General features: G+C 66.8%; 15 protein-coding genes, 1 tRNA gene and 3 pseudogenes. 15 read left to right on the forward strand and 4 right to left on the reverse strand.

Annotation, left to right across the window (positions count from 1 at the left end; genetic code table 11):
* Positions 1-210, reverse strand: a pseudogene (locus A5658_RS28950) (acetyl/propionyl-CoA carboxylase subunit alpha); the annotation flags it as partial.
* Between the two features lie 30 nt (positions 211-240).
* On the opposite strand from A5658_RS28950, the pseudogene A5658_RS28955 reads away from it, so the two are divergent.
* The 7 genes and pseudogenes from A5658_RS28955 to A5658_RS20940 form a co-directional block, all read left to right on the forward strand.
* Positions 241-1,014 (forward strand): annotated as a pseudogene (locus A5658_RS28955) (biotin/lipoyl-containing protein); the annotation flags it as partial.
* A gap of 42 nt (positions 1,015-1,056) precedes the next feature.
* On the forward strand, positions 1,057-2,217 hold the full coding sequence (locus A5658_RS20915) for an acyl-CoA dehydrogenase family protein (protein ID WP_067339656.1): 1,161 nt from the start codon (positions 1,057-1,059) through the stop codon (positions 2,215-2,217).
* The gene (locus A5658_RS20920) at positions 2,214-2,708 is read left to right on the forward strand and encodes a MaoC family dehydratase (protein WP_067339657.1); all 495 of its coding nucleotides are present in this window, start codon (positions 2,214-2,216) and stop codon (positions 2,706-2,708) included. The genes A5658_RS20915 and A5658_RS20920 overlap by 4 nt, the downstream gene beginning before the upstream one ends.
* A complete protein-coding gene (locus tag A5658_RS20925; RefSeq protein ID WP_067339658.1) occupies positions 2,708-3,526 on the forward strand; it encodes a CoA ester lyase in 819 nt (272 codons plus the stop codon). Before A5658_RS20920 ends, A5658_RS20925 begins: the two co-directional genes overlap by 1 nt.
* A gap of 57 nt (positions 3,527-3,583) precedes the next feature.
* Positions 3,584-4,675, forward strand: a complete 1,092-nt coding sequence (pdhA, locus tag A5658_RS20930) for a pyruvate dehydrogenase (acetyl-transferring) E1 component subunit alpha (RefSeq protein WP_067339659.1) — start codon at positions 3,584-3,586, stop codon at positions 4,673-4,675.
* Positions 4,675-5,706 (forward strand): 3-methyl-2-oxobutanoate dehydrogenase subunit beta, encoded by a 1,032-nt coding sequence (bkdB, locus tag A5658_RS20935; protein ID WP_067339696.1) that lies wholly within the window; start codon positions 4,675-4,677, stop codon positions 5,704-5,706. Before pdhA ends, bkdB begins: the two co-directional genes overlap by 1 nt.
* Complete coding sequence (locus tag A5658_RS20940; protein ID WP_067339661.1) at positions 5,703-6,848, forward strand: dihydrolipoamide acetyltransferase family protein; 1,146 nt, start codon at positions 5,703-5,705, stop codon at positions 6,846-6,848. Before bkdB ends, A5658_RS20940 begins: the two co-directional genes overlap by 4 nt.
* Here A5658_RS20940 and A5658_RS20945 read toward each other — a convergent pair whose 3' ends face one another.
* Positions 6,849-8,246: a cytochrome P450 gene (locus tag A5658_RS20945; RefSeq protein ID WP_082993330.1), complete on the reverse strand. Its 1,398-nt coding sequence runs from the start codon at positions 8,244-8,246 to the stop codon at positions 6,849-6,851.
* 44 nt (positions 8,247-8,290) lie between these two features.
* On the opposite strand from A5658_RS20945, the gene A5658_RS20950 reads away from it, so the two are divergent.
* On the forward strand, positions 8,291-8,842 hold the full coding sequence (locus tag A5658_RS20950) for a TetR/AcrR family transcriptional regulator (RefSeq protein ID WP_067339665.1): 552 nt from the start codon (positions 8,291-8,293) through the stop codon (positions 8,840-8,842).
* A gap of 15 nt (positions 8,843-8,857) precedes the next feature.
* Here A5658_RS20950 and A5658_RS20955 read toward each other — a convergent pair whose 3' ends face one another.
* A complete protein-coding gene (locus A5658_RS20955) occupies positions 8,858-9,607 on the reverse strand; it encodes an enoyl-CoA hydratase (protein WP_067339667.1) in 750 nt (249 codons plus the stop codon).
* 80 nt (positions 9,608-9,687) lie between these two features.
* A tRNA-Arg gene (locus A5658_RS20960) sits at positions 9,688-9,761 on the reverse strand.
* Between the two features lie 174 nt (positions 9,762-9,935).
* Between A5658_RS20960 and A5658_RS20965 the strand changes: the two genes are divergently transcribed.
* The 7 genes and pseudogenes from A5658_RS20965 to ettA all read left to right on the forward strand — a co-directional run bounded on the left by A5658_RS20965 (position 9,936) and on the right by ettA (position 21,413).
* Positions 9,936-11,189, forward strand: coding sequence for an alpha/beta hydrolase (locus A5658_RS20965; protein ID WP_067339669.1), 1,254 nt, complete (start codon positions 9,936-9,938; stop codon positions 11,187-11,189).
* A gap of 230 nt (positions 11,190-11,419) precedes the next feature.
* Positions 11,420-12,898: a wax ester/triacylglycerol synthase family O-acyltransferase gene (locus tag A5658_RS20970; protein ID WP_067339671.1), complete on the forward strand. Its 1,479-nt coding sequence runs from the start codon at positions 11,420-11,422 to the stop codon at positions 12,896-12,898.
* 30 nt (positions 12,899-12,928) lie between these two features.
* Positions 12,929-14,645 (forward strand): annotated as a pseudogene (locus tag A5658_RS20975) (HAD-IB family hydrolase).
* On the forward strand, positions 14,642-16,984 hold the full coding sequence (locus A5658_RS20980) for a glycerol-3-phosphate 1-O-acyltransferase (protein ID WP_067339676.1): 2,343 nt from the start codon (positions 14,642-14,644) through the stop codon (positions 16,982-16,984). Before A5658_RS20975 ends, A5658_RS20980 begins: the two are co-directional and overlap by 4 nt.
* 24 nt (positions 16,985-17,008) lie before the next feature.
* Complete coding sequence (locus A5658_RS20985) at positions 17,009-19,006, forward strand: cytochrome c oxidase assembly protein (protein WP_067339679.1); 1,998 nt, start codon at positions 17,009-17,011, stop codon at positions 19,004-19,006.
* 212 nt (positions 19,007-19,218) lie between these two features.
* A complete protein-coding gene (ssb, locus tag A5658_RS20990) occupies positions 19,219-19,665 on the forward strand; it encodes a single-stranded DNA-binding protein (protein WP_067339681.1) in 447 nt (148 codons plus the stop codon).
* Between the two features lie 71 nt (positions 19,666-19,736).
* Entirely contained in the window at positions 19,737-21,413 is a 1,677-nt protein-coding gene (gene ettA / locus A5658_RS20995) for an energy-dependent translational throttle protein EttA (RefSeq protein WP_067339683.1), read from the forward strand.
* The last annotated feature ends 21 nt before the right edge of the window (positions 21,414-21,434 follow it).

Below are 21,434 nucleotides of genomic sequence, written 5' to 3' on the forward strand. Positions count from 1 at the left end.
GGTCAGCAGGAAGCGGGCGAACTCGATGTTGGTGATGACGCCGAGCACCGCGGTGTCGGCCAGGGCCCGGCCCAGGGTTCGCAGCGCCGTCGCCCGATCCGGGCCGTAGGCAATGACTTTCGCCAGCATCGGGTCGTAGTCGCTGCCCACGACCATGCCGGCGGACAGCCCCGAGTCGATGCGCACACCGGCCGCATGCGACTCCGTCACCGCCAGCACATCACCGCCGGTCGGCAGGAAGCCCTGGGCCGGGCCCTGGCCGACACCGCGGTGCTCGGCGTCATCACCAACATCGAGTTCGCCCGCTTCCTGCTGACCGACCCCGACGTCGTCGCCGGCCGGCTCGACACCGGGCTGTTGGACCGCCGTGCCGGTGACTTCGTGGCGGCCGAGCCGTCCGACGAATTGTTCGTCGCCGCAGCGGCATTCCAGTGGCTGCGCCGCTTCCCCGAGCCCGGTGCCGACCTGTGGGCCGTGCCGTCGGGTTGGCGCCTCGGCCGTCATGCACCGGTCAGCATCCGGCTGCGGGCCGGTGAGCGCACCGACCACGTCCACATCGTCGGCGGACCGCACGCCGCCGAGGTGCGCATCGAGGATGGCGAATCCCGGTTGCTGCAAGCCGCTTTGGCGGGTGACCAGTTGACGGTGACACTCGACGGGCTGCGCGTCACCTACACGGTCGCGACGCAGGACCACAAGATCTGGTTGACCGGCGACGGCGCCTTTGCCGTACTCGACGAGGTGCGCGAAGCGCCGGTCCGCGAAGACGAGGAGCACAGCGGCGACGCCGAACTGATCAGCCCGATGCCCGGCACGGTCGTCGCGGTCGGCGTCGACGACGGCGCGAAGGTCGAGGCGGGCATGGTCGTGGTGACCGTCGAGGCGATGAAAATGGAGCACGCGCTGATGGCGCCCGTCGACGGGCTCGTCGAACTCCTCGTCGCGGCCGGCGACCAAGTCAAGGTGGGCCAGCCGCTGGCCCGAATTACGGCGAAAGTTGAGGATCATGCGTGACGGTGACGATGCAGAGCGAAGCGATGAGGAGGAACGGCACCGATGACTGACTTCCTATCGACCGGGACGCTCCCGGACGAATACCAACAGCTGGCCAAAACGGTCCGCGACTTCGCCCAGAGCGTGGTCGCGCCGGTGTCGGCCAAGCACGACGTCGAGCATTCGTTCCCGTACGAAGTCGTGGCCGGCATGGCGGAGATGGGCCTGTTCGGGCTCCCATTCCCCGAGGAGTGGGGCGGCATGGGCGGCGACTACTTCGCCCTGTGCCTGGCGCTGGAGGAATTGGGGAAGGTCGACCAGAGCGTGGCGATCACTCTCGAGGCCGGCGTCTCGCTGGGCGCGATGCCGGTCTACCGGTTCGGCAACGAGGAACAGAAGCGGGAATGGTTGCCGCAGTTGGCCAGTGGCCGCGCCCTGGGCGCGTTCGGCCTCACCGAGCCGGGCGGCGGCACGGACGCCGGCGCGACCAAGACCACCGCGCAACTCGACGACGGCCATTGGGTGATCAACGGCTCCAAGCAGTTCATCACCAACTCCGGCACCGACATCACCAAGCTGGTCACAGTCACCGCGGTGACCGGCGATAGCGATGGCAAGAAGGAGATCTCGACGATCCTGGTGCCGGTTCCCACGTCGGGATTCACCGTGGAACCCGCCTACGACAAGGTCGGCTGGAATGCCTCGGACACCCATCCGCTGAGCTTCGACGACGTGCGGGTGCCCGAGGAGAACCTGCTCGGCGAACGCGGCCGCGGCTACGCCAACTTCCTGCGGATCCTCGACGAGGGCCGCATCGCGATCGCCGCGCTGTCGACCGGCGTCGCGCAGGGCTGCGTCGACGAGAGCGTCAAGTACGCCAAGGAGCGTGAGGCGTTCGGCCAGGCGATCGGCCGATACCAGTCCATCGCGTTCACCATCGCGCGGATGGAAGCCCGCGCGCACACCGCGCGCACCGCATATTACGACGCCGCGGCGCTGATGCTGGCCGGTAAGCCGTTCAAGAAGCAGGCCGCGATCGCCAAGCTGGTCGCCAGCGAGGCGGCCATGGACAACGCCCGAGACGCCACCCAGATTCACGGCGGGTACGGGTTCATGAATGAATTCACGGTGGCCCGGCATTACCGGGACAGCAAGATTCTCGAGATCGGCGAGGGGACCACAGAGGTGCAGCTGATGTTGATAGGCCGCGAGGTCGGTCTGTGACGGAGGAATTCCGCGACGTCGTCCAGCGGGGCTTGTGGTTCGAGGAATTCCAAACCGGTGTCCGGTACCTGCACCGCCCGGGCCGTACCATCACCGAAGCCGACAACGTGTTGTTCACGACGCTGACGATGAACACCCAGGCGCTGCACCTCGATGCCGCGTTCTCTGACGCGCTGCCACCATTCAATCAGCGGCTGGTCAACTCGATGTTCACGCTGTCGACGCTGGTGGGCTTGTCGGTCGCGCAGCTGACTCAGGGCACCATCGTCGGCAACCTCGGATTCTCTGAAATCGCTTTCCCCAAGCCACTTTTCCACGGTGACACGTTATACGCCGAGACGGTGATCGTCGAGAAGCGGGCGTCGAAGAGTCGCCCCGGCGAGGGCATCGTGACGTTCGCGCACACCGGCCGCAACCAGCACGGCGACGTCGTCGCGACCGCCAACCGCAAGACGATGGTGCGGATGCGGCCGGACGAGGACAACGGCTGATGCCGCTCAGCAATCCCGGCCCCGCGTGGCTGTTCTGCCCGGCCGACCGTCACGAGCGTTACCACAAGGCCGCGGCGGCAGCCGATGTCGTGATCCTCGACCTCGAGGACGGCTGCGCGGCCGCCGATCGACCTGCCGCCCGCAAATCCCTTGTCGACGTCCCGCTCGACCCGGCGCGAACGGTGGTGCGCGTCAACCAGTTCGGGACCGAGGACCAGAAACTCGACCTCGAAGCCCTGAAGAACACGCCGTACGACACCGTGATGTTGCCGAAATGCGAAGCGGTTGAGCACGTCAGCGCGCTCGCGCCGCTGAATGTGATCGTGCTCGTCGAATCTCCGCTGGGTGCGCTGGCGGTCACCGACACAGTTCGGGTGGACAACGCGATCGCGGTGATGTGGGGTGCCGAGGATCTGTTCGCGGTCCTCGGTGGCACTGCAAACCGCTACCCGGACGGCAGCTACCGCGAAGTGGCCCGGCATGTCCGCTCGCAGTCGCTGTTGGCCGCGAAGGCGTACGGACGCCTCGCCCTCGATTCGGTGTACCTCGACATCAAGAACCTCGACGGGCTGCGCGACGAGGTGGACGACGCGGTCGCCGTCGGCTTCGACGCGAAGGTTGCTATCCACCCCAGCCAGGTGCCAGTCATCCGGGCCGGCTACGCCCCCTCGGCCGACCAGGTGGAGTGGGCACGACACGTTCTCGCGGCAGCCGTCGATGAGCGCGGTGTCTTCGCATTTGAGGGCATAATGGTGGATGCGCCCGTGTTGCGGCGAGCCGAGCGAATCGTGCACCTGGCAGGTGAAGCCGGCGCGTAGCAGCCTCGGTATCGGGGTTTGCTCTGACCTGCCGCACGCCTGCGCTGAGGAGGCGGTATGGCCGAGGACTCTCTCCCGCCGACGACTGTCGATCTCGACCCCGTACGGCTTATCGGTCCCGACGGCGCACCGACAGCGGAAGCACGCTACAGCCGGGAACTTCCCGCCGAAACGCTGTGTTGGCTGTACGAGTTGATGGTCATCACCCGCGATGTGGACGGCGAATTCGTCAACCTGCAGCGGCAGGGCGAGCTCGCATTGTTCGCGTCCTGCTGCGGCCAGGAGGCGGCTCAGGTCGGCGCCGCGGCGTGTCTGCGCAAGACGGACTGGTTGTTTCCGCAATACCGCGAATTGGGCGTCTTCCTCGTCCGCGGCATCGCGCCGGGTCACGTGGGCGTGGCTTGGCGCGGAACATGGCACGGGGGACTGGATTTCATCACAAAGCACTGCGCGCCGATCTCGGTGCCGATCGGAACTCAGACGCTGCATGCCGTCGGCGCGGCGATGGCCGCCCAGCGGCTGGGCGAAGATTCGGTCACGGTCGCGTTCCTCGGCGACGGCGCGACCAGCGAGGGTGACGTCCACGAGGCGCTGAACTTCGCGGCCGTCTTCAAAGCGCCATGTGTGTTCTACGTGCAGAACAACCAGTGGGCGATATCGGTGCCGCTGCACGGCCAAACCGCTGCACCGTCCATCGCGCACAAGGCAATTGGGTACGGCATGCCCGGCGTCCGGGTCGACGGCAACGACGTGCTGGCCTGCTACGCGGTGATGGCCGAAGCCGCCGCACGCGCCCGAGCCGGCGACGGGCCGACGCTGATCGAGGCGATCACCTACCGCCTTGGCCCGCACACCACCTCCGATGACCCGACGCGCTATCGCAGCCAAGAAGAACTGGAGCAATGGCAGGCGTTGGACCCCATCCCGCGCTACCGGGCGTATCTGGAAGGCCGGGGGCTGTGGACCCAGCGACTGGAAGACCGGATCGCCGCCCGTTCGCAGCGGCTGCGCGCGGACCTGCGCGACGCCGTGTTCGCCGCACCCGACATCGGCATCGACGAAGTGTTCACCACCGTGTACGCGGAGATGACGCCCGGACTGGAGGCCCAACGTCAGCAGCTGCGCGACGAAATCCTCAGGGAGGCATGATGACTCAGATCGCCGAACCTCCCGCCATTCGAACCGTTGTTCCGGAGACGACTCCCGCTCTGACGATGGTCCAGGCGCTCAACCGGGCCTTGCACGATGCGATGGCCGCCGACGATCGCGTGCTGGTATTCGGTGAGGACGTCGCCACGTTGGGTGGCGTCTTCCGAGTCACGGAAGGACTCAACGCGGCGTTCGGGTCGCAGCGCTGCTTCGACACGCCGCTGGCCGAGTCCGCGGTGATCGGCATTGCGGTCGGACTGGCGTTACGCGGGTTCGTACCGGTGCCCGAGATCCAGTTCGACGGATTCTCTTATCCCGCTTTCGATCAGGTGGTCAGCCACCTGGCGAAGTATCGGACCCGCACCCGCGGGCAGGTCGACATGCCGGTCACGGTGCGGATCCCGTCGTTCGGCGGCATCGGGGCGGTGGAACATCACTCGGAATCCACCGAGTCGTATTGGGCGCACACCGCGGGGCTGAAAGTCGTTGTGCCGTCCACACCCTCGGACGCCTACTGGCTGCTCCGGCATTCCATCGCGTGTCCCGATCCGGTGATGTTCCTGGAACCCAAACGACGGTATTGGGGCCGTGAAGCCGTCGACACCACCCGGCCCGCGCCGGACATCGGACAGGCCGTGGTGCGCCGCGCCGGTACCGACGTCACCGTGCTCACTTACGGCGGCCTGGTCGGCACGGCGATGTCCGCCGCCGAAATGGCTGCCCAGCAACGTGGTTGGAGCCTGGAGGTCGTCGATCTGCGCTCACTGGTCCCACTGGACTTCGACACCGTGGCCGCGTCGATCCGCCGCACCGGCCGCTGCGTCGTGTTGCACGAGGGGCCACGCAGCCTCGGCTACGGGGCCGGCCTGGCGGCCCGCATCCAGGAGGAGATGTTCTACGAACTGGAGGCACCGGTGTTGCGCGCCTGCGGATTCGACACCCCGTATCCGCCCGCCCGACTGGAAAAGCTCTGGCTGCCCGGACCCGATCGGCTGCTGGACTGCGTCGAACGATCCTTAGGGCAACCATGAACGACGACCGCATCAAGATATTCGTCGTCCCCGATCTCGGTGAGGGCCTCGAAGGCGTCACGCTGACCTGCTGGCAGGTTGGCGTCGGCGACGACGTCGAACTCAACCAACCGCTGTGCTCGGTGGAAACCGCGAAGGCCGAAGTCGAGATCCCCAGTCCCTACGCGGGTCGCATCGTCGAAATACGGGGGGCCGAGGGCGATGTGCTGCCGGTCGGTTCGCTGCTGGCCCGCATCGACAGCGAACCGTCGGCGACGAACGGACATCGCAAGCCGGTATTGGTCGGCTACGGCGCCGACGACGCGCTGGACACCAGCCGCCGGCGACCCAAAGCCAAGCCCAGCGTCCGGAAGCTGGCCGCCGATCTGCTGGTCGACTTGAGCGAGGTGCCGCCGGGCGCCGACGGTTTGGTCAGTCGCGAGGCCGTCCTGGCCGCCGCGGGCGTCGGCGCCGAGCGACCCGGGGTCTCCCACGACGTGCTTCCGGTCCGCGGCGTCCATTCTCACATGGCCGAACGAATGACGTTGTCGCGCAGCACTATCCCGGATGCGCACGCGAGTGTCCAGGTCGACGGGTTGGCGCTGATGCGCCTTCGCGACGAGGTGTTCTCGCCGTTCGTGCTCACCTTGCGGCTCCTGGTCATCGCGTTGTCGCACAACAAGATCCTGAACTCCACCTGGGTGCAGGGTACCGACGGCGCACAGGTGCACTCGCACCACGCCATCCATCTGGGGTTCGCGGTCGCGACCCCGCGCGGCCTGCTGGTCCCGGTGATCGCCGACGCGCAGGACAAGACCACCCGGCAGCTCGCGGAATGCGTGGCGCGGCTGATCCGCGATGCGCGGGCGGGAACACTGAAACCCGCGGAGCTGACGGGCTCGACGTTCACCGTGTCGAACTTCGGGGCGCTCGGCCTAGACGACGGCGTCCCGGTGATCAACTATCCCGAAGCCGCGATCCTCGGCATGGGATCGCTGAAGCCGCGACCGGTGGTGGTCGACGACGCCGTCGTCATACGGCCGCAGATGACCTTGACGTGCGCCTTCGATCATCGAATAGCCGACGGCGCCAATGCAGCCCAGTTTCTCGTCGAGCTGCGCGGGCTGATCGAGTCGCCCGAGACGGCGCTGCTCGATCTGTAACTAGGACGCTGCGACTTTGGCCGAAGCCGTGGCGCGAACCGGTTGCGCCACCGTCGCGATCACGGGCCTGCTCGGGTGCATCGTGATGTCGCCGCGTGCCCGCACCGGCGTCGTCGCCACGAGATCCAACCGGGCCGACTGCGTGAGCACGGCCAGCGCGAGCGTCGCCTCGAGCTGGGCCAGACCCGCCCCGACGCAGATCCGCCGACCGCCGCCGAACGGCATGAACGCATATTTCGGCCGCCGCGCCGCATTCTCCGGGAGGAACCGCCGCGGATCGAAACCCTCTGGGTTGGGCCAGAATTCGGGGTTGCGATGAAGGAGATAGGGCGAGATGGCGACGGTGTTGCCGGCCGCCACCCGAACGCCGGCGATGTCGTCGTCTTCGGCAGCGTCGCGTTCGACCGTCCACGCGGGCGGGTAGAGCCGCATCGTTTCGTTGATCACCGCCTGGGTCCACTGAAGGTTGTCGACGTCGGATGCGAGCGGGTCGCGGTCGCCGAGGACGTCGCCGACCTCCGCGGCCAAGCGTTCGCGCGCCGCCGGGTAGCGCGAGAGCAAGGTCAGCACCCAGGTCAAGGCGGTGGCCGTGGTTTCGTGACCGGCCAGCACGAGGGTCATCACCTCGCTCTGGATCTCGTCACGGCTTAGTGGTTGCTCGTTCTGGCCCGCCGCGAGCAGCAGGTCGAGCAAGTCGCTGGGGTCAGCGTGTGGCGCGGCGATGCGCTCGTCGATGATCCGGGTGACCAGTGACTCCAGTGTTTCCGTCGCCCGGCCGATCCCCGGAATGGCGCGGGCCACTGCTCGGACATGTTCCGGGCGCATCGGTGGCAGCAAGATCGCGACCACCATCGATCCCTGCAGACGTGACACCGCGTGCCCGACTCGTTCGGCGTCGCTCCCGAGCTCGGTGCCGAACAACACGCGACCGATCACATCCATTGTCAGCGTGCGCATTTCGGCGCCGATGTCGATGACAGTGCCCGGTGTCCAATCGGCCGCTCGCCGACGGGCGGCCGCCACGATCGCGGGAGCGAAGGACTGCACGTGACGGTGGCTGAACACCGGCTGTACAAGACGGCGATGCCGCTGCCAGGTGGCGCCCTCGCTGGTCACCAGCCCGTTTCCGAGGAAAGCCTTCAGCGGCCGGTAGGTGAACGCCTTGACGTAGCGATCCTGGTGGTGGACGAGAACGTGTTCGGCGTATTCCGGACGACCGAGCAGATAGAACGTGCGGGTGCGGGTCAGCGGTACCCGCACGGTGTCTCCGTATCGGCGGCTGAGCTGTCCGTATACCGCGAGCGGGTCGCGGAACATCTGCGCCCAATAGCGCACTGCCTGCGTCCCCGACGGTCCGGGCGGTATTGCTGCTGGAGTTGTCCCGTCGATCTCGGTCATGACCTACGATAGCTCCAAATTGAGACATTTGTGCAAGGGGTTCTGTGGGAAATCGAGAGGCGCTGCTCGAAGCCGCGATCGTGTGCCTGCGCGAGCATGGGTTCGGTGGCACCCGGGCGCGTGATTTGGCGTCGACGGCAGGCGTCAGCCTCGGCGCGATTCGGTATCACTTCGGTTCGACCGAGGCCTTGCTGAACGAGGCCGTGGCGGAATGCGCCCGACGCTGGATCGGCGGCTTCCAGGCCACGATGGCGGCAACGACCGACAAGACCGCCGAGTTGGACCGGATGACCGCAGACGCGTATCGAGTCTTCGACGACAACCGAGCCCTGATGGTCGGGTTCATGGAGGCATTCGCCCACGCCCAGCGGTCCGTCCCGGCCCGCGAACAGCTGGCGGGCATGTATGACGAACTGCGACAAGGGGTCCTGGCCGTGGTAGGCGACACGGGCCGCCACGCGGAGGCGGTCGCATCGCTACTGATCGCGCTCATCGACGGGCTCATGCTGCAGTGGCTGCTCGCGCCGGATCGTTGCCCATCGCCCGACGTGTTACGCCAAGCGGTCGCCGCGCTCGCGCGGTTGAACGCCCGGTGATTCGGCCGGTCGCGCCTATTTGCGTTGGGCCGCAGCCAGTCGCGCCGCGAACTCCGGTGACTGAATCGAGTGGGCCTGCGGGCCGAGTTCGGCGTCCTTGGCCTGCTCGTGCAGATCCACGTCGAGCGACCCCGGGCTCGCGGTGGCCCGCATCGTGGCTTTCGTCGCCAGCACCACGTCGCGTGGCGCAGCCGCCGGGCCCGCCGCCAGCTCCAGCGCGGCGGCCACCGGATCGTCGGCGACGCTGAGCGCAAGACCATGCCGCACAGCCGATTCGGCGTCGAACCGCATGCCGAACAGCAACGCCGCGCGAGCCACCTGCGGTCCGACGCCGCGCTGCAGCATCCACGTCGCGCCGCCGCCGGGATGGATGCCCAACTTCTGAAAACGGGCGTCGAACAACGCATTTGGCCCCGCGATGCGCACATCGGCGGCCAGCGCCAGGTTCAGCCCCGCTCCGACGGCCGGGCCGTTGACCGCAGCGATCGTCGGCAGCGTGCATTTGCCCACGGCCATGAACCCGTCGTAGAGCCGTCGCAATCCCTCCTCGGCCGCGCTGCCCAGCGCGCTGAGATCGGCACCCGCGCAGAAAGCCTTACCGGCCCCGGTGACCACAACGGCGTGTACGTCGGAGTCGGCTTCGGCGCGTTCGACGGCCGCGCGCAATTGTGTTGACATGTCGCCGGTGACGGCGTTGCGCCGAGCCGGATCGTTGACGGTGATCAGCGCGACGTGGTCGTCGACGCCGTATAGAACCAGGGACATCGGGCACCTCCGCGCGATCGGCGTTCCGTCTGAGGACATGGCCACATGTGTCCCATCGGCCACAGTGGCACCTGCCAGAGTGCCCCCGGCAGGATTCGAACCTGCGACCACAAGATTAGAAGTCATGTGCTCTATCCAGCTGAGCTACGGGGGCCGAAGACTCTAGGCCCAGGTCAGTGTAGCCAACTCACAAAGTGGTTACAGACCACACGCAACGCCGTCCGAAATGTGGTTGGCGATACCTCCGATTGGGTTAATGTGAGGCCCGCCACACACGTCCGTGCGCATGGTGGACGGCGTGTGCTCAACGACGAGGAGTGGCAAGGGCATGACCATAGCCTTCGATGTCAGAGCGCGATACACGCGCGCGTGCGCCGAAATGCTGCGCCACGGATTGCAACTCGCGTCCGGGCCGGCGGGCGCCTACCGCACCGGCTCGCTGCTGCTCCGCGGCTCACCGACGGTCGCGGGCTTCCTGGCCGGGTGGCTCACTTCTGAATTTCCCCCGCACGTCGTCACCGGGCACGCCCTGTCTGGAGTGACGCCGCTGTCCATCGGCAAGGTCGCTACGGGTTGGGCCGCTCAGCGCGCCGACCGGATCCTCGCCGACGCGCTGCAAGACGCCTTGGGCGACCGGTACCGCGAATCGGTGCGTCATCCGATCAGCGACCCACCGGAGCGCCGTGGCGGGGTGTTGCACTCCGCCGGTGCCCACCGGCGCTACGCGGCGGAGACCTCGGACATCGTCTACGGCCCCAACGTCCGCGACAACATGTTGGACATCTGGCGTCATCCGGGTATCAAGCCAACAGGCAAGGCGCCTGTGCTGCTGCAGATCCCGGGCGGTGCCTGGACTGTCAACGGCCGGCGGCCCCAGGGCTACCCGCTGATGGGACGGATGGCCGAACTCGGCTGGGTCTGCGTCTCCATCGACTACTGCAAGAGCCCGCGCAACGCGTGGCCCGCGCACATCGTCGACGCCAAGCGCGCGCTGGCCTGGGTTCGCGAGAACATCGCCGACTACGGCGGCGACCCCGACTTCATCGCGGTCACGGGTGGGTCGGCAGGAGGCCACCTCGCCTCGTTGATCGCGCTCACCGGCAACGATCCGCGACTACAACCCGGCTTCGAGGACGCGGACACAACGGTCCAAGCCGCGGCGCCCTATTACGGCGTCTACGACCTGACCGATCCCACCAAAATGCACGAGATGATGATGCAGTTCCTCGAGCTTTTCGTGATGAAAGAGCAGTACGCGGACAATCCCGCACTCTTCGAACTGGCTTCGCCGATCTCGCATGTCCACCGGGATGCGCCGCCGTTTTTCGTGCTGCACGGCGAAAGCGATTCGGTGATCCCCAGTGTGCAGGCACGCGCCTTCTGCTCGGCGCTTCGCGAGGCCGGCGCTCCGACCGTCGGCTATGCCGAATTGCCCAATGCGCACCACGCTTTCGACCTGTTCGCCACGGTTCGGTCCCGGCTGGCGGCCGATGCCGTGGCGGACTTCCTCGGTGTCGTCCACGGACGGCACGTGCGGTCACGATCCGGGGCCCTGCGCAAGCGCGCGGTACCGGCCATCTAGTCGCTACGGCGCGCAACCATTTGCTCGCTTCGAATTCGCCAGCCCGCCAGGCTGATTCGTGGGACGACCGAGATGTGCTTGATCTCGCGTTCTGATCCGGACAATCGGCTACCACCGCCGCGCCATCCGGACTAGTTTGGAGTTGCCCGCAGCGTCCCGGCAGGGGTGCGCGGCCAAGTCGAAACGAAAGGTCTGGGTGGCGATGGCGGCGTTGACGCGGAGGGCTGTCAATGGCTGAGCAGGTCGACGCGGCCGGATTGCCCACGGCGCTGGGGCCGGTCGACTACCTGTTACATCGCGGCGAGGCCAATCCTCGGACGCGGTCGGGCATCATGGCCCTGGAAATCCTGGACCGCACACCCGATTGGGAGCGGTTCCGGGACCGCTTCGAGAACGCGTCGCGGCGAGTGCTGCGGCTGCGGCAGAAGGTCGTCGTGCCGACGCTGCCGACGGCCGCGCCGCGCTGGGTGGTGGACCCGGACTTCAACTTGGATTTCCATGTCCGAAGGATGCGCGTCGCGGAACCCGGCTCGTTGCGTCAGGTGCTCGATCTTGCTGAGGTGATGGTGCAGTCGCCGCTGGACATCGCCCGACCGCTGTGGACGGCCACGCTGATCGAGGGTCTTCCCGATGGCAAGGCCGCGACGCTGCTGCACCTGTCGCACGCCGTCACCGACGGTGTGGGCAGTGTCGAGATGTTCGCTCACATCTACGACCTCGAGCGCGACCCGCCTGCGCAGCGGACCCCGGACCAGCCCATTCCGCAGGACCTGTCGGCCAACGACCTGATGCGCGAGGGGTTGAACAACCTGCCCGTCAACGTGGCCAAGGGCGCCGGTGGCGCGCTGTGGGGTGCGGCATCGGTGATCGGGCGGGCAGTCTCGCGGCCCAGTGCCGCGTTGTCGGGTGTGCTGAGCTACGCCCGGTCCGGCGCGAGGGTGGTGAGCCGGGCCGCCGAACCGTCCCCGTTGCTCCGTCGGCGCAGCTTGGCGACGCGCAGCGAGGCCATCGACATCCCGCTGTCCGATCTGCATCGGGCCGCGAAAGCCGGTGGCGGCTCGATCAACGACGCCTACCTGGCCGGTCTGTGCGGCGCTCTGGGGCGCTACCACGAGGCCCTCGGGGTACCGATCGCGTCGCTGCCGATGGCGGTGCCGGTGAGCCTGCGGGCCGAATCCGACGCAGCCGGCGGCAACCGGTTCACCGGGGTCAACCTGGCGGCTCCGATCGGCACCAAGGACCCGGTCGTTCGCATGCAGAAGATCCGCCTCCAGATGACCCAGCGGCGCGACGAGCCCGCCATGGACATCATCGGTTCGATCGCGCCGGTGCTGAGCGTGTTGCCGGGCCCGCTACTGGAATCGATGACGAGCTCGGTGGTCGCCTCCGATGTCCAGGCCAGCAACGTGCCCGTCTATCCCGGCGACACGTTCCTCGTCGGGGCAAAAGTATTGCGGCAGTATGGCATTGGACCATTGCCCGGTGTTGCGATGATGGTGGTGCTGATCTCGCGTGGCGGCTATTGCACTATCACCGCTCGCTACGACCGCGCCGCGATTCGCGACGAGACGTTGTTCGCCCGGTGTCTGCTGGACGGTTTCAACGAAATCCTTGCGCTGGCAGGGAATCCCGCTCCTCAGGCGGTGCCGGCGTCGTTCGATCCGTCCGACCATGCAGAGCGCAGCGATGAGGAGGAGCGGCGCAGATGAGCCGCGATGGCGACGATGCAGAGCGCAGCGATGAGGAGGAGCGGCGCAGATGAGCAGCGAGAACGGCGAGGCGAAAAAGCCGGTCCGTGATATGCGGTTGCCGGGTTCGGTCGCCGAGATCATGGCCAGCCCGCCCGGGCCCAAGATCGGCGCGTTCTTCGACCTGGACGGAACCCTGGTGGCCGGCTTCACCGCGATCATCCTCACCCAGGAACGCTTGCGGCGCCGGGACATGGGCGTCGGCGAGCTGATCAGCATGGTCACCGCCGGGCTGAATCATCAACTCGGCCGCATCGAGTTCGAAGAACTCATCGGGAAGGCCTCCCGGGCGCTGCGCGGTCGGATGCTGAGCGATCTGGAGGAGATCGGCGAGCGGCTGTTCGTGCAGCGCATCGAGTCCCGGATCTACCCGGAGATGCGCGAATTGGTGCGCGCACACCTGGCCCGCGGGCACACCGTGGTGCTGAGTTCGTCGGCGCTGACCATCCAGGTGGCACCGGTAGCGCGCTTTCTCGGGATCCTGAACACGCTGACCAACAAGTTCGAGACCGACGACGACGGCGTTCTCACCGGCGGCGTGGTTGCGCCGATTCTGTGGGGGCCGGGCAAGGCCGCCGCGGTGCAGAAGTTCGCCGCGGAGAACGGAATTGACCTCAAGGACAGCTACTTTTACGCCGACGGTGACGAAGACGTCGCGCTGATGTATCTGGTCGGCAATCCACGGCCGACCAACCCCGAAGGCAAGATGGCGGCCGTCGCCAAGCGCCGCGGCTGGCCGATTCTGCGGTTCACCAGCCGCAGCGGCGGTGGTCTCACGGCGCAACTACGCACGCTGGCCGGCGTCGGCTCGGTAGTGCCCGTCGCAGCCGGCGCCCTCGGGATCGGCCTGCTGACCCGCAGCCGGCGCCGCGGGGTCAACTTCTTCACGGCAACGTGGTCGCAGATGTTGTTGGCTGCCAGCGGTGTTCAGCTCAACATTCTCGGCGAAGAGAACCTGACCGCACAGCGGCCCGCGGTGTTCATCTTCAACCATCGCAACCAGGCCGACCCCGTCATTGTCGGTGCGCTGATCCGTGACAACTGGGTTGCGGTGGGCAAGAAGGAACTCGAAGGCGACCCGATCATGGGCACGCTCGGCAAGGTGCTCGACTCCGTCTTCATCGACCGGGACAACCCTACGGCGGCGGTCGAGTCGCTGCACCAGGTCGAAGAGCGTGCGCGGCAAGGGTTGTCGATAATGATCGCCCCGGAGGGCACCAGGCTGGACACCACCAGCGTCGGGCCGTTCAAGAAGGGGCCGTTCCGGATGGCGATGGCGGTCGGGATACCGATCGTGCCGATCGTGATCCGCAACGCCGAAATCATCGCCGCGCGCAATTCCACCACGATGAATCCGGGCACCGTGGATGTTGCTGTGTTTCCGCCGATTTCGGTCGCCGACTGGACCGTGGACACGCTTTCCGACCGGATCGCCGAAGTGCGCCAGCTCTACATCGATACGTTGGCCGACTGGCCGGTCGACGAACTGCCCGACCACGACGTGTACCGAAAGAAACCGGCGCCGCGAAAGGCGGCCGCGAAGGCCGTGCCGGCGAAGGCGGCTGTGAAGGCCGCGCCCGTGAAGAAGGCCCAGGCCAAGAAGGCGGCAGCGAAGAAGACGACCGCCAAGAAGACGACCGCCAAAGCGACGCCACGCAAAGCGACCAACGGCCAACCGAATACACCACGGCCCAAGGGGCGGTCGTGACCGAGCGGGCCGCCGACGAGGGGTCACTCAGCACCGGCGACGACACCCTAGTGCTGGCGGCGTCGTCGTCGCCGATTGAGTCAGAGCTGCTGGCCGCGTGGCTGGACCGGCAACGCGCCCGCCACCCGGAGACCAAACTCGAAGTGCTGGCGCTGCCCGAGCAGGATCCGAGTCCGGGCGCGCTCGCGCAACTGGTCGAACAACTCGAGTCCGACGAGGACCGGTCGATCGTGCCGGTGCGCGTCTTCTGGATGCCGCCCGCGGACGCGACGGCCTTGAACCGCGTGACGGCGTTGCTGCCCGGACGAAATCCCTACCAGCCCAGCGAACGTCAACAGCGCCGCATCCTGCGTTCCGATCGGTCGCGCGCGCAGGTGGTGGCCGGCGAATCGGCCAAGGTGTCCGAGCTTCGTCAGCAATGGCGAGACATCACCGTCGGTGACAACCCCCGTGAATTCGCGCACTTCGTCACCCGCCGAGCGCTGTTGGCAATGGAGCGAGCCGAATACCGAATCCTCGGCCCGCAATACAAATCGCCGCGACTGGTGCGCCCGGAGATCATGGCGTCCGCGCGATTCCGCGCCGGCCTGGAGAAGATACCGGGTGCCGACCTGGAAAAGGCCGGGGAGATGCTCGACGAGCTGGCTACCGGATGGAGCCGGGTATCCGTCGACCTCGTCGGTGTCTTGGGCAGGTTGTTCAGCCGAGGATTCGACCGCGAAATCGACTACGACGAGTACCAGGTGGCGGCGCTTCGCGCTGCGCTGGAAGCGCACCCGGCGGTATTGCTGTTCTCGCACCGCTCCTACATCGACGGCGCGGTGATGCCGGTGGCGATGCAGGAGAACCGGCTGCCACCGGTCCACGTATTCGCCGGTGTCAACCTGGCGTTCGGCATCATGGGGCCGCTGATGCGTCGCGCCGGAACCATCTTCATCCGGCGCAACATCGGCAACGATCCGCTCTACAAATACGTACTCAAGGAGTACGTCGGCTACGTCGTGGAGAAGCGGTTCAATCTGAGCTGGTCCATCGAGGGCACCCGCTCGCGCACCGGGAAGATGCTGCCACCCAAGCTCGGATTGATGAGCTACGTCGCCGATGCGTATCTGGACGGCCGCAGCGACGACATTCTGCTGCAAGGTGTTTCGATCAGCTTCGACCAACTGCACGAGACCGCCGAGTACGCCGCGTACGCCCGCGGCGGTGAGAAGCGCCCCGAGGGCCTGAGCTGGATGTACAACTTCATCAAGGCGCAGGGTGAGCGCAACTACGGCAAGATCTACGTGCGTTTCCCGGAAGCCGTCTCGATGCGCGAATATCTCGGCCCGTCACATGGCGACATGGTCAGCGACGAAGCCGCCAAACGCCTTGCGCTGCAGAAGATGTCGTTCGAAGTCGCATGGCGCATCCTGCAATCCACGCCGGTGAACGCGACCGGCCTGGTGTCGGCGCTGCTGCTGACCACACACGGCGTCGCGCTCACGCTGACCCAGGTGCACCACACCCTGCAGGATTCGCTGGACTACCTGGAGCGCAAAAACACTCCGATGTCCACCAGTGCGTTACGGCTGCGAACCCCGGAAGGTGTTCGCGCGGCACTGGATTCGTTGTCGAACGGCCATCCAGTCACGCGGGTGGACAGTGGTCGAGAACCGGTGTGGCGCATCGCCCCCGAAGACGAACACACCGCGGCCTTCTACCGCAACTCGGTGATCCACGCATTCCTGGAGACCGCGATCGTCGAGCTGGCGCTGGCGCATGCCGGTCACGTCGACGGTGACCGGGTCGAGGCGTTCTGGACCCAGGCGATGCGGCTGCGCGATCTGCTGAAGTTCGACTTCTACTTCGCCGACTCGGCTGCCTTCCGCCAGAACATCGCCGACGAGATGTCGTGGCACGAGGACTGGGAAGCGCACGTCGCGGCCGGCGCCGCGGAGATCGACGCGATGCTCTACGTGAAGCGGCCGCTGATGGCGGAATCGATGCTGCGAGTGTTTTTCGAGGCCTACGAGATTGTCGCCGACGTGCTTCGCGATGCGCCCGCCGACATCGGTGGAAAAGAACTCACCCAGTTGGCGCTCGGCGTCGGCAAGCAATATGTCGCGCAGCGCCGGGTGCGCAGCAGCGAGCCGGTGTCGACCTTGTTGTTCGACACCGCACGCCAAGTCGTCGCCGATCAGGACCTGCTCGAACCCGGTCCGGATCTGGCTGAGCGCCGCATCGCGTTCCGCCGCGAATTGCAGGCCATCCTGCAGGATTTCGACCACGTGGGGCAGATCGCACGCAAGCAGTTCGTCGACCGCGAGACGGCGGCTCGCGCTGCGGGAAAGTCGTAGGTAACGCGGCCGTACCCTGTGGGTATGACGGGACCTGCGGCCACAGCGCGCCGGGCGGCGGCATGGCCGCTGCTCATCGGTGTGGCGGCGCTGGCCGGGTGCACCGCCGCGGGGATCGGACTGCTGTCGCTGGCCGCCGCGTTGACCGCGACCGGACTGCCCAATCCCGGTCCGGTGACCACGATCGGCCTGCCGTTTGTCCGAGCCGCCGGTGAGATCGCCGCGGTGATCGCCGTCGGATCCTTCCTGACTGCGGCGTTCCTGGTTCCGCCGCAGGACAACGGCGTGCTGGACGTCGACGGATACCGCGCGCTGCGGGTCGGGACCGTCGCCGCTGGGGCCTGGGCGGTGTGCGCCGCGCTGCTGGTCCCGTTGACGATTTCGGACGTATCCGGCCAGCCGTTCACCGCTCACCTGAACCCCGCGAGCCTCTGGTCGCTGGCCAGCATCATCAACATCTCGACGGCGTGGCGATGGACGGCGCTGCTGGCCGCTGTGGTGACGGTGGCCAGCCTTCCGGTGCTGCGGTGGTCGTGGACGCCGTTGCTGCTGGGCGGATCGCTGGTGACCCTGATACCGCTGGGACTGACCGGACACTCGTCGGCCGGCGGCTCCCACGACCTGGCGACCAACAGCCTGCTGATCCATCTACTGGCGGGCAGCCTGTGGGCCGGCGGGCTGCTGGCGCTGCTGACACACGTGGTTCGCGGCGGGCAGCATGCCGACCTGGCCGCGCGGCGATTTTCGACGATCGCGTTGTGGTGCTTCGGTGCGATGGCGGTCAGCGGCGTCGTCAATGCCCTGGTGCGCGTCCGCCTGCCGGACTTGCTCTCCAGCGACTACGGGCGGCTGGTCGTGGTCAAGTTCGTCGCGCTGTGTCTGCTCGGCGTCGCAGGCTGGCGTCAACGCCGCGTCGGAATCGTTGCGCTGCAAGAAGATCCGAGTTCGCGAAGCCGATTGGTCCGGCTTGCGGCGGTCGAGGCGGTACTGTTCGGCCTGACGTTCGGCGTCGCGGTCGGCCTGGGCCGCACACCGCCCCCGCCGCTGCCGATCGGGGTCCCGTCGATCACCGACGTGAAGATCGGCTACGACTTCGACGGCCCGCTCACACCCCTGCGGGTGCTGTTCGACTGGCGGTTCGACCTGATCTTCGGCACCGCCGCCCTGGTGTTCGCCGGGCTGTACCTGGCCGGTGTGCGGCGGCTGCGTCGCCGCGGCGATGCGTGGCCGACAGGCCGGACGGTGTCCTGGCTGCTGGGCTGTTTTGTGTTGCTGTTCGTCAGCTCGTCGGGAATGGGCCGGTACATGCCAGCGATGTTCAGCATGCACATGGCCGCGCACATGACGCTGTCGATGCTGGTTCCGATCCTGCTGGTGCTGGGCGGCCCAGTCGGGCTGGCGCTACGGGCGCTGCCCGCGGCCGGCCGGGGCGAACCGCCTGGCATGCGGGAATGGATCCTGGCCGCCTTACACAGCAGGATTTCGGCGATTCTCACCAACCCGGTGGTCGCGACGGCACTGTTCGTCGCCGGGTTCTACGGGCTCTATCTGGGCGGCCTGTTCGACGTCGCGGTCGGCAGCCACATCGGGCACGTCGTGATGAACGTGCACTTCCTGGTCAGTGGCTACTTGTTCTATTGGGTGGTCATCGGTGTGGATCCGACGCCGCGCCCGATTCCGCCGCTGGCCAAGGTGGCGGTGGTGTTCGCGTCGCTACCGCTGCACGCATTCTTCGCGATCATCTTGATGAGCATGGAGAAGGTGCTCGGCGAGAGCTTCTACCGGTCGCTGCAGCTGAGCTGGCACACCGACCTGATGGGCGATCAACGGCTCGGCGGTGGAATGGCTTGGGCCGCAGGAGAAATACCACTGGTCGTCGTGATGATCGCGTTGTTGGTCCAGTGGACGCGCAGCGACCAGCGGACCGCCCGGCGCATTGATCGCGCAGCCGACCGCGACGACGACGCCGAGTTGGCGGCCTACAACGCGATGCTCGCCGAGCTGGCCCGCCGCGACCGCTGACGTTTCTCGCGACTCTCCCGCGAAACAGAAGCCAGGGCTGCGATTCGCGCCGAATCACGACCCTCTGTTCTGTTTCGCGATTCCACAGATGACGCTTTCTCCACAACGCAGCCCAGGCTCGCCTCGAAATCGGCCCGGGGTGTCGGCGCCTCCGCGGTGAATGGACGCAGCACAGGCGGCAATGCGCCGCCATCGAAGAAAGGAAGACAAGAATGTTCGAAACACCGTTGACCGTGGTCGGAAACATCGTCAACGATCCGATCCGTCGCGCAGTCGGCGACCAAGAGGTGACGAAATTTCGAGTGGCGAGCAATTCTCGACGCCGGGGCGCCGACGGAAACTGGGAAGCCCGAAACTCGCTGTTCGTCACCGTCAACTGCTGGGGCCGGCTGGTCTCCGGTGTCGGCGCCTCGCTGCGCAAGGGCTCGCCGGTGATCGTCACCGGGCATGTTCACACCAGCGAATACGAAGACCGCGACGGCAATCAGCGGTCGACCCTGGAGATGCGCGCCACCGCCGTCGGCCCCGATCTGGCTCGCTGCATCGCGCGCGTCGAGAAGACGGTCGCGACCGGATCGACGCCCGTCGATGAGGTGAAGGAACCAGACGCCGTCGACAACGAGCCGGCCGAGGAGGCGCCGCTGCCGCTGTCGGCTTAGTTGGGTCATCGTGGCGGTGCCTAGGATGGGGCGCGAGCAACACCTCGCAATCAGAAAGGCAACACCGCGGCATGGCTGAGTTCATCTACACGATGAAAAAGGTCCGCAAGGCGCACGGCGACAAGGTCATCCTCGACGACGTCACCTTGAGCTTCTATCCGGGCGCCAAGATCGGTGTCGTCGGCCCCAACGGGGCGGGTAAGTCGAGCGTCTTGCGGATCATGGCCGGGCTGGACAAGCCCAACAACGGAGAAGCCTTCCTGGCCACCGACGCGACGGTCGGCATCCTGCAGCAGGAGCCGCCGCTGAACGAAGAGAAGACCGTTCGCGGCAACGTCGAAGAGGGACTCGGCGACATCAAGGTCAAGCTCGACCGCTTCAACGAGGTCGCCGAGCTGATGGCCACCGACTACTCCGACGAGCTGATGGAGGAGATGGGCCGGCTGCAGGAAGAGCTCGACCACGCCAACGCCTGGGACCTCGACTCGCAGCTCGAGCAGGCGATGGACGCCCTGCGGTGTCCGCCGCCGGACGAGCCGGTGACTCACCTCTCCGGCGGTGAGCGGCGCCGCGTCGCGTTGTGCAAGCTGCTGCTGTCCAAGCCGGACCTGCTGCTGCTCGACGAGCCGACCAACCACCTCGACGCCGAGAGCGTGCAATGGCTCGAGCAGCACCTGGCCGCCTACGAGGGCGCGGTACTGGCCGTCACCCACGACCGTTACTTCCTCGACAACGTCGCGCAGTGGATCCTCGAGCTGGACCGCGGTCGCGCCTACCCCTACGAGGGCAACTACTCCACCTATCTGGAGAAGAAGGCCGAGCGCATCGCGGTGCAGGGCCGCAAGGACGCCAAGCTGCAGAAACGGCTGACCGAGGAACTGGCCTGGGTCCGCTCGGGCGTCAAGGCCCGCCAGGCCAAGAGCAAGGCCCGGCTGCAGCGCTACGAGGAAATGGCGGCCGAGGCCGAGAAGACGCGCAAGCTCGACTTCGAGGAGATCCAGATCCCGACCGGTCCGCGACTGGGCAACCTGGTCGTGGAGGTCGAGCACCTCGACAAGGGTTTCGAGGGACGCACGCTGATCAAAGACCTGTCGTTCACGCTTCCCCGCAACGGCATCGTCGGTGTCATCGGCCCCAACGGGGTCGGTAAGACCACGCTGTTCAAGACGATCGTCGGGCTCGAGCAGCCGGACAGCGGCGTCGTCAAGGTCGGCGAAACCGTCAAGCTGAGCTACGTCGACCAGTCGCGCGGCGGCATCGACCCGAAAAAGACCGTCTGGCAGACCGTCTCAGACGGACTGGACTACATCCAGGTCGGGCAGAACGAGATCCCGTCGCGGGCGTACGTGTCGGCCTTCGGATTCAAGGGCCCCGACCAGCAGAAGCCGGCCGGGGTGTTGTCCGGTGGTGAACGCAACCGGCTCAACCTCGCGCTCACCCTGAAAGAGGGCGGCAACCTGATCCTGCTCGACGAGCCGACCAACGACCTCGACGTCGAGACGCTCGGCTCGCTCGAGAACGCGCTGGAGAAATTCCCGGGCTGCGCGGTGGTGATCTCCCACGACCGCTGGTTCCTGGACCGGACCTGCACGCACATCCTGGCCTGGGAAGGCGACGCCGACAACGAGGCCAAGTGGTTCTGGTTCGAAGGCAACTTCGGCGCCTACGAGGAGAACAAGATCGATCGTCTTGGCGCGGAGGCGGCGCGTCCGCACCGGGTGACTCACCGGAGGCTCACACGCGACTAGTGTCGCGAACATGCCAGCGTC

Origin of the sequence: Mycobacterium sp. 1245111.1 (assembly GCF_001673405.1) — a bacterium.
GTDB lineage: Bacteria > Actinomycetota > Actinomycetes > Mycobacteriales > Mycobacteriaceae > Mycobacterium.